19 protein-coding genes and 3 tRNA genes are annotated in these 14,991 nt (G+C 61.7%); all 22 read left to right on the top strand.

The genetic code is table 11. The annotated features are described in order from the left end of the window. The first annotated feature begins 50 nt into the window (after positions 1–50). On the top strand, positions 51–1,844 hold the full coding sequence (lepA, locus tag KUL93_RS06335) for a translation elongation factor 4 (RefSeq protein WP_217126308.1): 1,794 nt from the start codon (positions 51–53) through the stop codon (positions 1,842–1,844). 5 nt (positions 1,845–1,849) lie between these two features. Beyond that, a complete protein-coding gene (lepB, locus tag KUL93_RS06330) occupies positions 1,850–2,638 on the top strand; it encodes a signal peptidase I (RefSeq protein WP_217126232.1) in 789 nt (262 codons plus the stop codon). Positions 2,639–2,651: 13 nt separating this feature from the next. Continuing rightward, the gene (locus KUL93_RS06325; RefSeq protein ID WP_217126231.1) at positions 2,652–3,023 is read left to right on the top strand and encodes a DUF4845 domain-containing protein; all 372 of its coding nucleotides are present in this window, start codon (positions 2,652–2,654) and stop codon (positions 3,021–3,023) included. Further along, positions 3,023–3,730 carry a ribonuclease III gene (gene rnc, locus KUL93_RS06320; protein ID WP_217126230.1) on the top strand — a complete coding sequence of 236 codons (708 nt, stop codon included), beginning with the start codon at positions 3,023–3,025 and terminating at the stop codon, positions 3,728–3,730. Before KUL93_RS06325 ends, rnc begins: the two co-directional genes overlap by 1 nt. Then, positions 3,730–4,650: a GTPase Era gene (gene era / locus KUL93_RS06315; protein WP_119334450.1), complete on the top strand. Its 921-nt coding sequence runs from the start codon at positions 3,730–3,732 to the stop codon at positions 4,648–4,650. Before rnc ends, era begins: the two co-directional genes overlap by 1 nt. 15 nt (positions 4,651–4,665) lie before the next feature. Further along, a complete protein-coding gene (gene recO / locus KUL93_RS06310; protein WP_217126229.1) occupies positions 4,666–5,316 on the top strand; it encodes a DNA repair protein RecO in 651 nt (216 codons plus the stop codon). Positions 5,317–5,319: 3 nt separating this feature from the next. Beyond that, entirely contained in the window at positions 5,320–6,075 is a 756-nt protein-coding gene (locus KUL93_RS06305) for a pyridoxine 5'-phosphate synthase (RefSeq protein ID WP_217126228.1), read from the top strand. Between the two features lie 24 nt (positions 6,076–6,099). After that, entirely contained in the window at positions 6,100–6,519 is a 420-nt protein-coding gene (gene acpS, locus KUL93_RS06300; protein WP_217126227.1) for a holo-ACP synthase, read from the top strand. Further along, entirely contained in the window at positions 6,512–7,447 is a 936-nt protein-coding gene (nagZ, locus tag KUL93_RS06295) for a beta-N-acetylhexosaminidase (RefSeq protein WP_217126226.1), read from the top strand. Before acpS ends, nagZ begins: the two co-directional genes overlap by 8 nt. Before the next feature lie 2 nt (positions 7,448–7,449). After that, positions 7,450–9,324 carry an excinuclease ABC subunit UvrC gene (uvrC, locus tag KUL93_RS06290; RefSeq protein WP_249419314.1) on the top strand — a complete coding sequence of 625 codons (1,875 nt, stop codon included), beginning with the start codon at positions 7,450–7,452 and terminating at the stop codon, positions 9,322–9,324. After that, entirely contained in the window at positions 9,321–9,797 is a 477-nt protein-coding gene (locus KUL93_RS06285) for an NfeD family protein (protein ID WP_119334456.1), read from the top strand. Before uvrC ends, KUL93_RS06285 begins: the two co-directional genes overlap by 4 nt. A gap of 1 nt (position 9,798) precedes the next feature. Continuing rightward, a complete protein-coding gene (locus KUL93_RS06280) occupies positions 9,799–10,656 on the top strand; it encodes an SPFH domain-containing protein (RefSeq protein WP_217126224.1) in 858 nt (285 codons plus the stop codon). 26 nt (positions 10,657–10,682) lie between these two features. Next, positions 10,683–11,252 (top strand): CDP-diacylglycerol--glycerol-3-phosphate 3-phosphatidyltransferase, encoded by a 570-nt coding sequence (pgsA, locus tag KUL93_RS06275; protein ID WP_217126223.1) that lies wholly within the window; start codon positions 10,683–10,685, stop codon positions 11,250–11,252. A gap of 74 nt (positions 11,253–11,326) precedes the next feature. Next, positions 11,327–11,752 carry a 30S ribosomal protein S6 gene (gene rpsF / locus KUL93_RS06270; RefSeq protein ID WP_217126222.1) on the top strand — a complete coding sequence of 142 codons (426 nt, stop codon included), beginning with the start codon at positions 11,327–11,329 and terminating at the stop codon, positions 11,750–11,752. A gap of 22 nt (positions 11,753–11,774) precedes the next feature. After that, positions 11,775–12,095: a primosomal replication protein N gene (locus KUL93_RS06265; RefSeq protein WP_217126221.1), complete on the top strand. Its 321-nt coding sequence runs from the start codon at positions 11,775–11,777 to the stop codon at positions 12,093–12,095. Continuing rightward, positions 12,092–12,334 (top strand): 30S ribosomal protein S18, encoded by a 243-nt coding sequence (gene rpsR / locus KUL93_RS06260; protein ID WP_217126220.1) that lies wholly within the window; start codon positions 12,092–12,094, stop codon positions 12,332–12,334. The genes KUL93_RS06265 and rpsR overlap by 4 nt, the downstream gene beginning before the upstream one ends. Before the next feature lie 14 nt (positions 12,335–12,348). Then, complete coding sequence (gene rplI / locus KUL93_RS06255; protein ID WP_217126219.1) at positions 12,349–12,795, top strand: 50S ribosomal protein L9; 447 nt, start codon at positions 12,349–12,351, stop codon at positions 12,793–12,795. A gap of 67 nt (positions 12,796–12,862) precedes the next feature. Further along, positions 12,863–14,242, top strand: coding sequence for a replicative DNA helicase (gene dnaB / locus KUL93_RS06250; protein ID WP_217126218.1), 1,380 nt, complete (start codon positions 12,863–12,865; stop codon positions 14,240–14,242). A 107-nt stretch (positions 14,243–14,349) separates the two neighbouring features. Next, positions 14,350–14,434: transfer RNA gene (locus KUL93_RS06245), tRNA-Tyr, on the top strand. A 30-nt stretch (positions 14,435–14,464) separates the two neighbouring features. Next, a tRNA-Gly gene (locus KUL93_RS06240) sits at positions 14,465–14,538 on the top strand. Between the two features lie 15 nt (positions 14,539–14,553). After that, positions 14,554–14,628, top strand: a tRNA-Thr gene (locus KUL93_RS06235). Between the two features lie 39 nt (positions 14,629–14,667). Next, positions 14,668–14,991, top strand: a 324-nt coding sequence (locus tag KUL93_RS06230; protein ID WP_217126217.1) for a GTP-binding protein, incomplete at its 3' end; no start/stop codon positions are given.

Below are 14,991 nucleotides of genomic sequence, written 5' to 3'. Positions count from 1 at the left end.
CAATAGCCCTTTTCGCGGATCCCCCTGTGGGGCTTTTTTCTTTGGTGACCATGGACCACATCCGTAACTTTTCGATCATCGCCCATATCGACCACGGGAAATCGACGCTCGCAGACCGCCTGATCCAACTTTGCGGCGGGCTTCAAGACCGCGAGATGCAGGATCGGGTGCTCGATTCGATGGATATCGAGCGCGAACGCGGCATTACGATCAAGGCGCAAACCGCTACGTTGCAGTACCGAGCCAAAGATGGCAAGGTCTATGAGCTCAACCTGATCGATACTCCGGGGCACGTCGATTTTTCCTACGAGGTGAGCCGGTCGCTTTCGGCGTGCGAAGGGGCGCTGTTGGTCGTCGATGCGTCGCAGGGGGTCGAAGCGCAGACGGTCGCGAACTGTTACCTGGCGATCGATCTTGGCGTCGAGGTGGTTCCGGTGCTCAACAAGATCGATTTGCCGCAGGCTGAGCCGGAACGGGTGAAAGAAGAGATCGAAGAGGTGATCGGCATCCCGGCGTCCGATGCGATCGCCGCGTCCGCGAAAAACGGGATCGGAATCGAAGCGATCCTGGAGGCGGTGGTCGCGCGCGTGCCTCCGCCGCGGGGCAATCCGGAAGCGCCGACCCGGGCGCTCGTGATCGACTCGTGGTTCGACAATTACGTCGGCGTGGTGATGCTGGTGCGCGTCGTCGACGGCCGTTTGGCGCGGGGCGACACGATCCGCTTGATGGCCACAGGCGCCGAGCACGAAATCGACAAGGTGGGGGTTTTTACGCCGAAAGGGGTCGAGCGGGAATCGCTCGAGTGCGGTGAAGTGGGGTTCGTGATCGCTGGCATCAAGCTCCTTTCCGAAGCCAAAGTGGGCGATACGGTTACGCTCGCCGCTCGTCCGGCGGCGGAGCCGTTGCCCGGTTTTCGTGAAATTAAGCCGCAGGTGTTCGCTGGACTTTACCCGGTGGAATCGAGTGAATACGATCAGTTGCGCGAGGCGCTCGAAAAGCTCAAGCTCAACGACGCGGCACTGCAGTTCGAACCGGAGACGTCGCAGGCGCTCGGCTTTGGTTTCCGTTGCGGATTCCTGGGACTGCTCCACATGGAGATCGTCCAGGAGCGGCTCGAGCGCGAATTCGACCAAGATCTCATCACCACCGCACCCTCGGTGGTCTATGAGGTGGTCACGAAGAAAGGGGAGGTGTTGCGGGTCGAAAACCCGGCAAAGCTTCCCGATCCCGGGCAGATCGAAGCAATTCGCGAGCCGATCATCGCCGCGACCATTTTCGTGCCGCAGGACTACGTGGGGCCGGTCTTGACGCTCTGCAATCAGAAGCGTGGCGTGCAACAGGACATGCGTTACCACGGACGGCAGGTGGAGGTGCGTTTTGATCTGCCGCTCAACGAGGTGGTGCTCGACTTCTTCGACAAGCTCAAATCGGTCTCCCGCGGTTACGCGTCGCTCGACTACGAATTCAAAGATTACCGCGCCGCCGATCTCGTCAAATTGGACATCTTGGTGAACGGCGAGCGGGTCGACGCGTTGTCGGTGATCGTCCATCGCAGTTCGGCACAGCAGCGGGGGCGTGAGCTCGTGGTGAAACTGCGGCAGTTGATTCCGCGGCAGATGTTCGACGTGCCGATTCAAGCGGCGATCGGTTCGCACATCATCGCCCGGGAAACGATCAAGGCGCTGCGTAAAAATGTGTTGGCGAAGTGTTACGGGGGGGACATCACCCGCAAGAAGAAACTCCTTGAGAAACAGAAGGCGGGGAAAAAGCGGATGAAGCAGGTGGGTAGCGTCGAGATCCCGCAAGAGGCGTTCCTTGCCGTGTTGCGTACCGACGAAGGGTGACGGCGGTGGATTTCGAGTTTTTCCTCTTTCTTTTGACGCTCGTTTCCGGAATCCTCTGGGGGTTCGACCGCTTCTTCGCGCGCCGTCGGCGGCCTGCGGGTGCGCCCGACCCGTGGTGGGTCGAATACGGCGCAAGCTTTTTCGGTGTGTTCGCTGCGGTTTTTCTCTTGCGCTCGTTTCTGGTCGAGCCGTTCAAAATTCCGTCGGGATCGATGATTCCCACGCTGTTGCCCGGCGACTTCATTTTGGTGAATAAATTCGCTTATGGCATTCGCTTGCCGGTCGTGAAGACCAAAGTGATCGATTTGGGAAAACCCGAGCGCGGCGACGTCGTGGTCTTTCGCTATCCGGTCGATCCGTCGCTCGACTATATCAAGCGGGTGGTGGGGTTGCCTGGCGACTACGTCGAATACATCGACAAACGGTTGCGGATCAACGGCGTGACCGTGCCGCTCGAGCGCTTGCCCGACTACGTGATGCCCGATCGGCGTGCGTACCGGATTCAGTGGCGCGAGCAGTTGGGGAAACACGCCCATGCGATCATCTGGGACGAGAGTGCGCCGCCCTATGTGACCCACCGCATGGATTTCCCGTATCGTGAACTCTGTACCTACCACCGCCGCGGATTCAGCTGTTCCGTTCCCGAGGGGCACTATCTGGTGCTGGGCGACAACCGTGACGGCAGCAGCGATTCGCGCGTTTGGGGGTTCGTCCCAGACGAAAATTTGGTGGGGAAAGCCTTCTGGATCTGGTTCAACTTCGACGATCTGTCGCGCATTGGCGGATTCGAGTAAGGGGGTGGCGAAGATGGGTGGAAAGGGGTGCAAGCCGCAGCAAATCCGGGCAAATGGAGGTTTTTCGCTCCTATCGGTACTCTTTTGGGGGGCGATTGCGGGCGTAGCGATCATTCTAGCGATGCGCATCGTTCCGTTTTACACCGAATTCGCTGCGGTCAAGCGGGCGCTGGTTGCAGCCGCGGCCGAAGGAGAGCCGCAGGCGATTCGGCAAGCGTTCGACCGCCGCGCAGCAGCCGACTACATCACCTCGGTCTCGGCGCGGGATCTAGAAATTCGCAAAGATGGGGAGCATGGGTACGTCGTCCGCGTCGCCTACGAGAAGGTGTTGCCCTTGGTCGCGAACGTCAGTCTCCTCTTTACCTTCGAGGCCAGCGCACCCTGATGCATCCGAACGGTTTTGCAGCGATCTTGTCGCAGGTGGAATCGCTGTTTGGGCACCGCTTTACGCAACCCGCGTTGGTGCGCCAAGCGCTCACGCACCGTTCTGCTGGAGAGCAGCACAACGAGCGGTTGGAGTTCTTGGGCGACGCGGTGTTGGGGTGTGCGGTGGCGTCACTCCTCTACCGCCGTTTCCCGAATGCGAGCGAAGGGGACCTCTCCCGCGCCCGTGCCCGGTTGGTGCGGCAAGAGACGTTGGCGGCGCTCGCGGAACGCTTGGGCGTTCCCGATTGGTTGATTCTGGGCGAAGGTGAGCGTCGAGGTGCCGGGCATCGCCGCCCGTCGATCCTTTCCGACGCGCTGGAGGCGCTCATCGGTGCGCTCTTTCTCGACGCTGGTTTTACTACCGCGGCGGCTTGTGTCGAAGCGTGGTTCGCCCCGGAACTGGACAGAATCGGCGACCTGACAACCCTCAAAGACCCGAAAACCGCTTTGCAAGAGTGGTTGCAGGCGCGCCACCTGCCGCCACCGCGCTACGATTTGATCGAAGCGAAAGGGCCTGCGCATGCGCAACATTTTCGCGTCCGGGTGGTGAGCGCAGCGTTGAACGCGACTGCCGAAGGGGAAGGGGCGAGCCGCCGCCGTGCGGAACAAGCCGCAGCCTCCGTTCTGCTTGCGGGGTTGCGCCAAGCAAACGAAGGGGGAGGCTGATGCACACGAGCGAATCGCAAGTCGATAGCACAAAACCGTCTTTCCGCGCCGGGTACGTCGCCGTCGTCGGGCGACCGAACGTCGGCAAATCGACACTTACGAACGCGCTCGTCGGCGCGAAGGTGAGTATCGTCTCGAAAAAACAGCAGACGACGCGCCATCGCGTCCACGGCATTGTCACCACCGACGACGGGCAGATCGTACTTGTCGATACCCCGGGGTTCCAAACCCGCCACAAGCGGCTGCTCAACCAAGCGATGAACCGGGTCGTGACCCAAGCCCTCGCCGATGTTGATCTGGTCCTCTTCGTGATCGAAGCCGGAAAATGGACCGCGGACGATCAGAAAGTGATGCGCCTCTTACCGCAAGGGGTTCCGGTTTTTCTCGTGATCAACAAAGTCGATCGTTTGCCGCGCAAGGATCTCCTCTTGCCGTTCATCGCCGAACGCGCCAACGACTTTCCCTACGCGGAAATCGTCCCGATCTCCGCGGAAAAAAAACGCAATCTCGACGATCTGATCCAGACGATTGTGCGCTATCTGCCCGAATCGGAACCGATCTTCGATCCGGATACGATCACCGACCGCAGCGAGCGGTTTCTCGCGGCGGAGTACCTACGAGAAAAGGTGTTTCGGTTCTTGGGCGACGAGCTCCCCTACGGCACTGCGGTCGAAATCCGCCGCTACGAGGAGGAGGGGCGACTGCGGCGGATCTGGGCCGAGATCATCGTCGAGCGCGACGCGCACAAACCGATCGTGATCGGCGAAGGGGGGGAGCGGATCAAACGGATCGCGTCGGAAGCGCGCAAAGAATTGGAGGCGCTGCTTGACGCCACGGTCTATCTCGACGTCTGGGTCAAGGTCCGTGGCGGTTGGGCCGACGATCCGCGCGCGTTGCGCGAACTCGGGCTCGACGGATGATCCGCAGCGTAGGCAATGAATGAGACGCGGCGTGGCGGCAGCGATCGCGGGTTTCTCCTCCACGCGGAACCGTGGCGCGAAACCAGCCTCTTGGTCGATGCCTGGACCCGAGCGCATGGGCGGCTGTGGTTGGTGGCCAAAGGGGCGAAGCGGCCGCACTCGGCTTTGCGTTCGGTGCTGCTGCCGTTCCAACCGCTCCATCTGCGCTGGTCCGGGAAAGGCGAACGGCTGACCCTGACCGGGGCCGAATGGTTGGGCGGAATGCCGCTGCTTTCGGGCGAAGCGCTCTGGTGCGGGTATTATCTCAACGAATTGATCCTGCGGCTTGCGCCGCGTGAAGTCCCCCATCCGGAGTGGTTCGACGCGTACGAAACCGCAGTGCGCGCGCTCGCCGCGGGCGAACCGGTCGCGCCGGTATTGCGCGCGTTCGAATGGGCGTCGCTTCAGGCAACCGGCCATGCCCCGCAATGGCCGGAGACCGGACCGGTTGCGGTGCCGCTATCGGCCGAAGCGTACCAAGCGGTGGCGCAAGGCGCATGGTCGGCGCCGATCGTCGCGCGCGAGGTCAAGCCGTGGTTGCGTGCGCTCATCGACCATTGCCTGGAGGGGCGGCCGCTGCGTACCCGCGCCTTCATGAAAGAATGGGTTACGAACGGGAAGGGATGAACGATGTGCGAATTGGGTGTCAATATCGACCATGTGGCGACCGTTCGGCAAGCGCGCCGCACCTATGAGCCCGATCCCGTCTGGGCTGCAACCGTGGCGCAGCTTGCTGGCGCAGAGATCATTACGGTTCATCTGCGCGAAGACCGTCGCCATATTCAGGATCGCGACGTCTGGCTGTTGCGGGAATCGGTGCAAGTGCGCCTCAATTTGGAGATGGCGGCTACCGATGAGATGGTTGCGATCGCATGCCAGCTGCGGCCCGAAATGGTGACGCTCGTTCCCGAAGGACGGCAGGAGATCACCACCGAAGGGGGGCTCGACGTCGTGCGAGAACGAGCGCGGCTCAAAACCGTGGTCGCGAAACTTTCTGAAACCGGGATTCGGGTCAGCCTCTTCGTCGATCCCGATCTGAAGCAGATCGAAGCCGCTGCCGAAGTGGGCGCGACGGTGTGCGAAGTCCATACCGGCCCGTACGCGCACGCCTTTTGGGCGTATGGTCGCCGTGCCGACCATCCCGAAACCCGTGCGGCGATCGCGGCGGTGCGCCAGGCCGGGGAAGCGATCCGTGCCGCGGGGATGCAGTTCAACGCCGGGCACGCGCTCAACTACGCCAACGTTGCGCCGATCGCGGCGCTGCCGGGCATTGCGGAACTGCACATCGGTCACGCGATCATCAGCCGAGCGCTCTTCGTCGGGCTCGAACAAGCAGTTCGGGAAATGAAGGCGTTGATCGCGGATGCGGCGCAACGTAGCGGTTAGCGCTCCGGTTCGAGCTTACGTGCGATGATTTTGGGCATCGGTGTCGATCTGGTGGCGGTGGCACGGGTCGAACAAGTCTGGGGCCGACATCGCGATCGCTTGGCGTGTCGCATTTTGCAGCCAACCGAACAGGAGGTGTTCTTTACCCGGCTCGCGGCGCGTGCGCCTCTGGAGCGAGACCGCTTTGCGGCGCGGTTCCTCGCCAAACGGTTCGCTGCGAAAGAGGCGTTCGCGAAAGCGTGGGGAAGTGGCATCGGCGCCGAGGTGAGGTTTTACGACATCGCAATCACCCACCAACCCAGCGGGCAACCGGTGTGGCGTTTTTCCGAGTCGTTCGCGCAGCGCTTTGCCGATCGCGGCGCAACGGCAGCCCATCTCTCTCTGAGTGACGAAGAGACGCACGTCGTCGCCTTCGTCGTGATCGAAGGAGGAACCCGTGTCTGAGCGGTTTACGATCGCAGCGCCCCGGTGGTGGATCGGCGTCGAGGGTCCTGCGCTTACGGCGCGCGATCGGACGCGCCTCGTCCATCCGGCGGTGGGTGGCGTGGTCCTCTTTGCCCGCAATTGGCAGACGAGCGCGCAACTGCGCCGTTTGACCGAAGCGATTCGCAGCGTGCGCGACGACCTTCGGATCTCGGTCGACCACGAAGGCGGACGTGTACAGCGTTTCCAAGGCGAAGGTTTTACGCAGCTCCCGCCGATGCGCCATTTAGGCGCCCAGTGGACGACCGATCCAGAGGCGGCCGTGCAGACGGCGCGGCGTTGGGGGGCGCTCGCCGGTAGGGAGCTCGCCGCACATGGGATCGACGTCGATTTTGCGCCGGTGGTCGATCTCGACGACGGCCGGTCACGGGTGATCGGTGATCGCGCCTTTTCCGCCGACCCCCACATCACAGCGACGTTGGCGTTGGCCTTTGCCGATGGGCTCGCGCGTGCCGGCGTGTGCCCAGTGTTCAAACATTTCCCTGGGCACGGTGGTGTGGTCGAAGATTCCCACCTCGAACTGCCCACGGACTCCCGATCTTGGGATGCCCTCTGGGCTGCCGATTTGGTTCCTTATCGGCAGTTGGTGCGGGCAGTGGCAACGGACGGCGCGTTGTTGTCGGGCTGTGGCGTGATGGCGGCGCTCGTTCGTTTTCCCCATTGTGACGATGCGCCCGCTGCGTTTTCCCCGTTTTGGTTGCAGACCGTGCTGCGTGAACGGCTGCAGTTCGCCGGCTGGATCGCGTCCGACGACTTAGGCATGGCCGCGGCGAACTGGGCGGGCGCCACGCTCGCCGAACGGGGGCGCGCCTTTTTCGCCGCAGGGGGCGACGTGGCGTTGGCGTGTAACGACTTTGCTGCGATCGATCGCATGTTGGACGCCTGGTGACGATGTCGGCCGCGTTTGACGCCAAACGGTTCCTCGCTACCGCACCAGAAGCGCCGGGTGTTTATCGCATGCTCGGTGCAGAGGGGCAAGTGCTCTATGTAGGCAAGGCGAAAAACCTCAAAAAACGGCTCGCGAGCTACTTTCGCACGCAACTGCCGAGCCCACGCATCGCGCGGATGGTCGCACAGATCGCCGCGATCGAAGTCACCGTCGTGCGCAGCGAAGCCGAAGCGCTCATCCTCGAAAACCACCTGATCAAAACGCTGCAGCCGAAGTACAACATCCTCTTTCGCGACGACAAAACCTACCCCTACCTTCGGATCAGCGGAGGCGACTTTCCCGGCATCTACTACTACCGCGGCCCGTTGAAGAACAGTGACCGCTATTTTGGCCCCTACCCCAACGCGCTCGCGGCGCGGGAAAGCATCCAGTGGATCCAGAAAATCTTTCAGCTTCGCACCTGCGAAGACACGGTCTTTGCCCACCGCACGCGCCCCTGTCTGCTGCACCAGATCCACCGCTGTACCGCGCCGTGCGTCGGAGCGGTTTCGGTTGCCGACTACCAGGCTCAGGTGCGGGCGGCCGTGCAGTTCCTCTCGGGCAAAAGCTCGGAACTGATTTCGGAACTGACCGAAGCGATGCAAGCAGCGAGCGACGCGTGGCAGTTCGAACGCGCCGCGCAGTTGCGCGATCAGATCCGTCAGCTTCAGGAATTGCGCACGACGCAAGCGATCGACAGCCGCCGCGAAGAGAACGTCGATATCTTCGTCGCGGTGGTCACGGGCACCGACGCCGCGGTGAGTTGGGCCGCGGTGCGCGGCGGACGCCATCTGGGCGATCGCACCCTCTTTCTCGAGCGGACGGCGACGACGAACGACGAACGCGCTGCGGCCGAGGATCTGCTCGCAGCTTGCCTCGAGCGCCATTACGCCGAACAGCCGGTACCCGACCGCATCCTCATCGCGCCCGCATCGCCCGCGTCGCTTCAGTGGTTGCGGGAGAGCCTCGAAGCGGTTGCTGAGGTGCCGCGCGTGGTGGTTGCGGCGCCCAGAAGCGAAATCGAGCGGGCATGGGTCGAGATCGCAGAAAAAAATGCCCGTTTGGCGTTGGCGGCGCGGCAAAACGATACCTTGCGTCAGGCGGCACGTGCCAAGGCCCTCCATGAAGCGCTGCGCGATTGGCTTCCCCTCGAGCGACCCCCCGAATGGATCGAAGCGTTCGACGTGAGCCACCTGGGCGGTGAAGCCACGGTCGCGAGCTGTGTCGTCTGGGCGAATGGTGCGCTGCAACCCAAGCGCTACCGCCGCTTCGCAATCCGCGACGTGAAACCGGGCGACGACACCGCCGCGATCGGACAAGCGGTCCGCCGCCGCTACACGCGTTTGTCGCAAGAGGGCGAACCGCTTCCCGATCTGATCTTGATCGACGGCGGCCTCGGCCAGGTGCGCGCGGCTGCCGAAGCGCTCGCTGATCTGGGTATGGGGTGCGAACGGTTGCTTGGGGTAGCGAAAGGTCCCGAACGCCGCCCCGGGGAGGAGCGGTTGGTGCGGCCCGACGGGGCCGAGCGGGTGCTGGGCGCGACGAGCGCGGCGCTGCATCTCATTCAAGAGATTCGGGACGAGGCGCATCGCTTTGCGGTTACCGGGAATCGAGTGCGTCGTGCGGCAGCGCGTGCCCGTACCCGGCTCGAAGAGATCCCCGGCATTGGACCGAAACGGCGGCGGGCGCTGTTGGCTGCTTTTGGTAGCCTCGAAGGCGTGCGCGCCGCGCCGCTCGAAGCCCTGTTGCGGGTGCCAGGAATCGACCGCAAGATCGCCACGATCCTCTATAATGCATTGCACGGGGAAAACCCGGACGGGGAAGGGGGTGCGCGATGACGTGGGCGCCGTTGCTGTGGTGGCATTGGGTGGTGATCGGGATCGTCTTGATGGCGCTCGAGCTCGTGATTCCATCGTTCGTCGTGATCTGGTTCGGTATTGCGGGCGTGGTGGTCGGCATCGCCGAAGCGATCGTGCCGATGACCCTCTTTGCGCAACTCGGGCTCTGGTTGGCGGTGGCGATCGCACTCTTGGTGCTGTGGTTCGCGGTGTGGCGGCCGCATGATCGCCGCACCGCAGCCGATTCCGTCACCGATGCGCAGAGTGTCGTGGGAGAGGTCGGCATCCTTACTCGGGCGGTCGCGCCGTTTCAACGCGGGGAAGTGTTGCTGCAAAAACCGGTACTGGGGAGTGATCGCTGGCCGTGTCGCTCGGAAAGCGCGATCGCGGTCGGAGAGCGGGTTGTCGTCGTCGCGTTCGACGGCGCTGAATTTACGGTTGCCCCGGCAAAAGCCCAACCTGGGAGGAAGTGAGATGGATCCGCAACTCATCGTGCTTATCGTCGCCATCGTCTTCGTCGTCATCACCCTCGCCAAAGGGATCCGGACCGTACCGCAAGGGGAGGAGTGGGTCGTCGAGCGTCTGGGTAAGTACCACAAGACGCTGACGCCCGGTCTCAATTTCATCATTCCCTATCTCGACGACGTGGCGTACCGCTTGGTCACCAAGGACATCATCCTCGACGTCCAGGAGCAGGAGGTGATCACCCGCGACAACGCGGTGATCCGTACCAACGCGGTGGCGTTCGTCAAAGTGACCGATCCCGTTCGGGCCGCGTATGGCGTGGTCGATTTCGCCGTGGCGATCCGCAATTTGGTGATGACTACGTTGCGCTCGATCATCGGCGAGATGTCGCTCGACGAGGCACTCTCCAACCGGGAAAAGATCAAGGCGCGCCTCAGGGAGTCAATCGCCGACGAAGCGGTCGACTGGGGGGTCACGGTGAAGACGGTCGAAATCCAGGACATCAACCCGTCCCCGTCGATGCAACAAGCGATGGAGATGCAAGCAGCGGCGGAACGGGAACGCAAGGCGACGGTGACCCGCGCCGAAGGGGCGAAGCAAGCAGCGATCTTGGAGGCGGAAGCGCGGCTCGAAGCGGCGAAACGCGACGCGCAGGCCCAAGTGACGCTCGCCGCGGCTTCTGCAGAAGCGATTCGGCGGGTTGCCGAGGCGGCTGCAGCCAACGACATCGCGATTCGCTACCTGCTGGGCGAAAAATATGTCACCGCGCTCGCAACCCTTGCCGAATCGCAGAGCGCCAAAACGGTCGTCCTTCCGGGCGATCTCCAAGAGGCGGTTCGCGGTCTCTTCGGTCGGCAAGGGCGTTAGCGAAAAACAGGCGGAGCGCGGGCGCGATGCGCTGGAACTGGCCCAACCTACTGACCTGGCTGAGGATCGCGGCGATCCCGCTCCTCGTCCTCTTGTTCTACCTGCCCACTGCCTGGGTCACGGGCCATTTCGTCAATCTGGCGGCAACCGTGCTCTTCGTCGCCGCCAGTGTGACCGACTGGCTCGATGGTTACCTGGCACGCAAGCTCCAGCAGCAGTCGGCATTCGGGGCGTTTCTCGACCCGGTGGCGGACAAACTGATGGTCGCCGCCGCGCTCGTCGTGTTGGTCGATCTCGGGCGCGCGGATGCCGTCGCCGCACTCATCATCATCGGGCGCGAGATTACCGTTTCGGCGCTCCGGGAGTGGATGGCATTGGTTGGTGAGGCGCAAACCGTTGCCGTTGCGTTCGTCGGCAAACTCAAAACGGCCACGCAAATGGTCGCGATCCCCTTCCTCCTCTATGCCGACCCGTTCGGTACTTTCGAACCCCTCCTATGGGGGCGGTGGCTGCTGTGGCTCGCGGCGGTTTTGACGATCGTTTCGATGATTCACTACCTGCGCGCGGCGTGGCCGGTGTTGCGCAAAAATGGTTGATCCGATAAAATGTTAGGTTCCTTGCCTTACCCAGCTCGGGAAGGCTGTGGTCAACACATCCAGAAGGAGTCTTCATGCGTCATTATGAAATCGTCTTCATGGTCCATCCCGACCAGTCGGAAAACGTGCCGGTGATGGTCGAGCGTTATCGGAAATTGATCACCGAACGCGGCGGCAAAATTTATCGGTTGGAAGACTGGGGGCGTAAACACCTGGCGTACCAGATCCAAAAGATTCACAAGGCGCACTACATTTTGATGAACATCGAGTGCGACTTGGAAACCTTGCAAGAGCTCGAAACGGCGTTCCGCTTCAATGATGCAATCCTGCGTCATTTGACGATTCGCATGGAAGGGCCGGTGACCGAACCCTCTCCGATGATGAAAGGGGAAAAGGCGCGCTCGCTGCTCGACCCCAGCACCACCGCGGGGGCTGATCAGATCGTTGCGCCAGCGGCAGCCGAACCTGCAGCTTCCGCTGAGGCCGCAACCGACGCGTAAGCGCGGGATCGACTGCATCGCGATGGGCGCCAATCGCTGTCGCCTCACTTTTGATGTCACTGCGCGTGATGCGTTGCGTTATACCCCTGCGGGGTTGGCAGTGAGCGAAGGGGAAGGGTGGCACCGCTCGATGCAGTGCGAAGTTGGACGTACACGCGAAGTCGATTTTCGATTCCATTGGGTTGCGATGGGGGATGTGGCAACCGTGATGGATGCGCTGCCGATGGGCGCGGAAGTGACCGGGGAAGGTTTTTTCGCGGCACGACGCAAAGGCGGTCGGCAGTTGCAGCTCCACCTCACCGCAGTGCAATGGCATCAGGATGAAGAAAGGAAAGCACAATGAGTTTCGCTAAAAGTGGCCGCAACGCGCGGCGTCGTAAGTTCTGCCGCTTCACGGCGGAAGGGGTCGAGACCATCGACTACAAAGATATCGATACCCTGAAAGAATACATCATGGAAACGGGCAAAATCATGCCGGCGCGGATCACCGGGACTTCGTCGCGCTTTCAGCGCCAGTTGGCATTGGCGATCAAGCGCGCGCGATTCTTGGCGCTGCTGCCCTACACCGATCAGCACAAATAATCGGGAGCCCAACCATGCAAGTCATTCTGCTGGACAAAGTGCCAAATCTGGGGAATCTGGGCGATGTCGTCACCGTCAAGGATGGGTACGCGCGCAACTATCTGATCCCGCAAGGGAAGGCAAAGCGGGCAACTCCGGAAAACATCGCCGAGTTCGAAGCCCGTCGCGCCGAGCTCGAACGGCAGGCTGCGGAGCGCTTGGCGCAAGCGCAGGCGCTTGGTAGTCAGATCGAAGGGATTACCCTTCAGATCGTGCGCAAAGCCGGTGTCGATGGCCGTCTCTTCGGGTCGGTCACCCATATCGACATCGCCGACGAGCTCAACCGGATGGGTTTTGCCGTATCCAAAGGACAAGTGCTCATGCCCGAAGGGCCGATCAAAGCGATCGGCGAAGTCGAAATCGAAATTTACCTGCACGCCGACGTGCGGCCGAAAATCCATGTCGCAGTCTTGGGTGAGTAAGCGCCGTTTGCGAATCGGTCGCGAAGAAGGCAGCTTCGGCTGCCTTTTTCGTTTCGGGAGGTAAAAGATGACGTCGGAAGCGCTCGGGTATGAGACTGCGGCGCTACGCCTGCCGCCCCACTCGATCGAAGCCGAACAGTCGTTGATCGGGGGGCTTTTGCTCGACAACGACGCGTGGGAGCGTGTCGCAGACATCGTCGCTGCGGAAGATTTCTATCGAGACGACCACCGCAGGATCTTTCGCCACATCACCGCGCTCATCCAGCAAGGAAAACCGGCGGACATCGTCACCGTTCATGAATCTTTGCAAAAGAGTGGGGAAGACGAAGCGGCGGGTGGGATCGCCTATCTTGCGGAGCTCGCGAACCAGACCCCTTCCGCTGCGAACGTGCGCCGTTACGCGGAGATCATCCGCGAGCGGGCGATCCTGCGCAAATTGATCAGTGTCGCCGACGAGATCGCCGCAAGCGCGCTCGCGCCGATGGGTAGGGACGCCAAAACGATCCTCGACGAAGCCGAGGCGAAAATTTTCGAAATCGCCGAAGCAGGCGCACGCGCCGTTACGGGCTTCGTCTCGATCGGTACCGCATTGAAACAAGTCGTCGACCGCGTTCAGGAACTCTATGATCGCAATGCAAGCAACGATGTTACCGGTGTGCCGACCGGTTACCTCGATTTGGACGAAAAGACGGCAGGGTTGCAACCCAGTGACCTCATCATCGTCGCGGGGCGTCCCGCGATGGGTAAGACTACCTTTGCCCTCAATATCGCCGAGCATGTGGCACTCCATCAAAAACTTCCGGTGGCGATCTTTTCGATGGAGATGCCAGCCACTCAGCTGGCGATGCGTTTCCTTGCCTCAGTGGGGCGCATCGATTTGCAGAAACTGCGTCGCGGCAAACTGACCGACGACGACTGGGCGCGGCTCTCGGCCGCGATGGGCAAACTCTACGATGCGCCGATCTTCATCGATGAGACCGGCGGGCTCAACCCGATCGATCTGCGCGCCCGTGCGCGGCGTCTGGCGCGGCAGTTCGGGGGTCGTTTGGGACTCGTCGTGATCGACTACCTCCAGTTGATGGTCGGCGCCAAGGAGAGCGACAACCGCGCGAATGAGCTTTCGGAGATCTCGCGCTCGGTGAAGACGCTTGCGAAGGAGCTCAACACCCCGATCATCGCGCTATCGCAGCTCAACCGCAGTCTTGAACAGCGACCGAACAAGCGACCCGTGATGTCGGACTTGCGCGAGTCTGGCGCGATCGAACAAGATGCCGACATCATCATGTTCATCTACCGCGACGAGGTCTATCACCCGGACAGCCCCGACAAGGGGACCGCCGAGATCATCATCGCGAAGCACCGTAACGGCCCCACCGGAACGATCCGGCTTGCATTCTTTGGTGAATACACGCGCTTCGAAAACTATAGTGCGGGCGGTGACTTTTAGCGCGATTGTGCGTGATCGAAAAAATGGACGGCAGGAACGCAGAGCGGTAGAAAGGGAGTAAAGGTGTTGACCGTGTCTGTGAAATCCGGCATAATGTCGATTCTCTCGGAGGGGTACCCAAGCGGTCAACGGGAGCAGACTGTAAATCTGCCGGCTCAGCCTTCGTAGGTTCGAATCCTACCCCCTCCACCAGGTTTCAGGCTGGACAGGTTGCGGGTTTGAGCGGGTGTAGCTCAATGGTAGAGCAGAAGCCTTCCAAGCTTAAGACGGGGGTTCGATTCCCCTCACCCGCTCCAGTCGAAGGGTAAAGTGCCCATGTAGCTCAGTGGTAGAGCACTCCCTTGGTAAGGGAGAGGTCACGTGTTCGATCCACGTCATGGGCACCATTTTCTCTCGCACGCGGCAACGAAAAAGGGGTATCAAGCATGGCCAAAGCAAAATTTGAGCGGACGAAGCCGCACGTCAATGTTGGGACGATTGGGCACGTGGACCACGGCAAGACGACGCTGACTGCGGCGATCACCACGGTGCTGGCGAAGCACTTTGGTGGTGAAGCGAAGAAATACGACGACATCGACGCGGCGCCGGAAGAGAAGGCGCGTGGGATCACGATCAACACCGCGCACGTCGAATACGAAACCGCGAACCGTCACTACGCGCACGTCGACTGCCCGGGGCACGCCGACTACGTCAAGAACATGATCACGGGTGCCGCGCAGATGGACGGCGCGATCCTGGTGGTCTCGGCG

Origin of the sequence: Hydrogenophilus thiooxidans, from assembly GCF_019049855.1 — a bacterium.
Lineage (GTDB): Bacteria > Pseudomonadota > Gammaproteobacteria > Burkholderiales > Rhodocyclaceae > Hydrogenophilus > Hydrogenophilus thiooxidans.
The sequence above is the reverse complement of the archived record's forward strand: the minus strand, read 5'-3'. Positions and strand labels throughout refer to the sequence as shown.

Excerpts from the sequence above, each read along its gene's own strand:
- lepA (WP_217126308.1), top strand. The coding sequence starts at position 51 with ATGGACCACATCCGTAACTTTTCGATCATCGCCCATATCGACCACGGG.
- KUL93_RS06325 (WP_217126231.1), top strand. The coding sequence starts at position 2,652 with ATGGGTGGAAAGGGGTGCAAGCCGCAGCAAATCCGGGCAAATGGAGGT.
- rnc (WP_217126230.1), top strand. The coding sequence starts at position 3,023 with ATGCATCCGAACGGTTTTGCAGCGATCTTGTCGCAGGTGGAATCGCTG.
- era (WP_119334450.1), top strand. The coding sequence starts at position 3,730 with ATGCACACGAGCGAATCGCAAGTCGATAGCACAAAACCGTCTTTCCGC.
- recO (WP_217126229.1), top strand. The coding sequence starts at position 4,666 with ATGAATGAGACGCGGCGTGGCGGCAGCGATCGCGGGTTTCTCCTCCAC.
- KUL93_RS06305 (WP_217126228.1), top strand. The coding sequence starts at position 5,320 with ATGTGCGAATTGGGTGTCAATATCGACCATGTGGCGACCGTTCGGCAA.
- acpS (WP_217126227.1), top strand. The coding sequence starts at position 6,100 with ATGATTTTGGGCATCGGTGTCGATCTGGTGGCGGTGGCACGGGTCGAA.
- uvrC (WP_249419314.1), top strand. The coding sequence starts at position 7,450 with ATGTCGGCCGCGTTTGACGCCAAACGGTTCCTCGCTACCGCACCAGAA.
- KUL93_RS06285 (WP_119334456.1), top strand. The coding sequence starts at position 9,321 with ATGACGTGGGCGCCGTTGCTGTGGTGGCATTGGGTGGTGATCGGGATC.
- KUL93_RS06280 (WP_217126224.1), top strand. The coding sequence starts at position 9,799 with ATGGATCCGCAACTCATCGTGCTTATCGTCGCCATCGTCTTCGTCGTC.
- pgsA (WP_217126223.1), top strand. The coding sequence starts at position 10,683 with ATGCGCTGGAACTGGCCCAACCTACTGACCTGGCTGAGGATCGCGGCG.
- rpsF (WP_217126222.1), top strand. The coding sequence starts at position 11,327 with ATGCGTCATTATGAAATCGTCTTCATGGTCCATCCCGACCAGTCGGAA.
- KUL93_RS06265 (WP_217126221.1), top strand. The coding sequence starts at position 11,775 with ATGGGCGCCAATCGCTGTCGCCTCACTTTTGATGTCACTGCGCGTGAT.
- rpsR (WP_217126220.1), top strand. The coding sequence starts at position 12,092 with ATGAGTTTCGCTAAAAGTGGCCGCAACGCGCGGCGTCGTAAGTTCTGC.
- rplI (WP_217126219.1), top strand. The coding sequence starts at position 12,349 with ATGCAAGTCATTCTGCTGGACAAAGTGCCAAATCTGGGGAATCTGGGC.
- dnaB (WP_217126218.1), top strand. The coding sequence starts at position 12,863 with ATGACGTCGGAAGCGCTCGGGTATGAGACTGCGGCGCTACGCCTGCCG.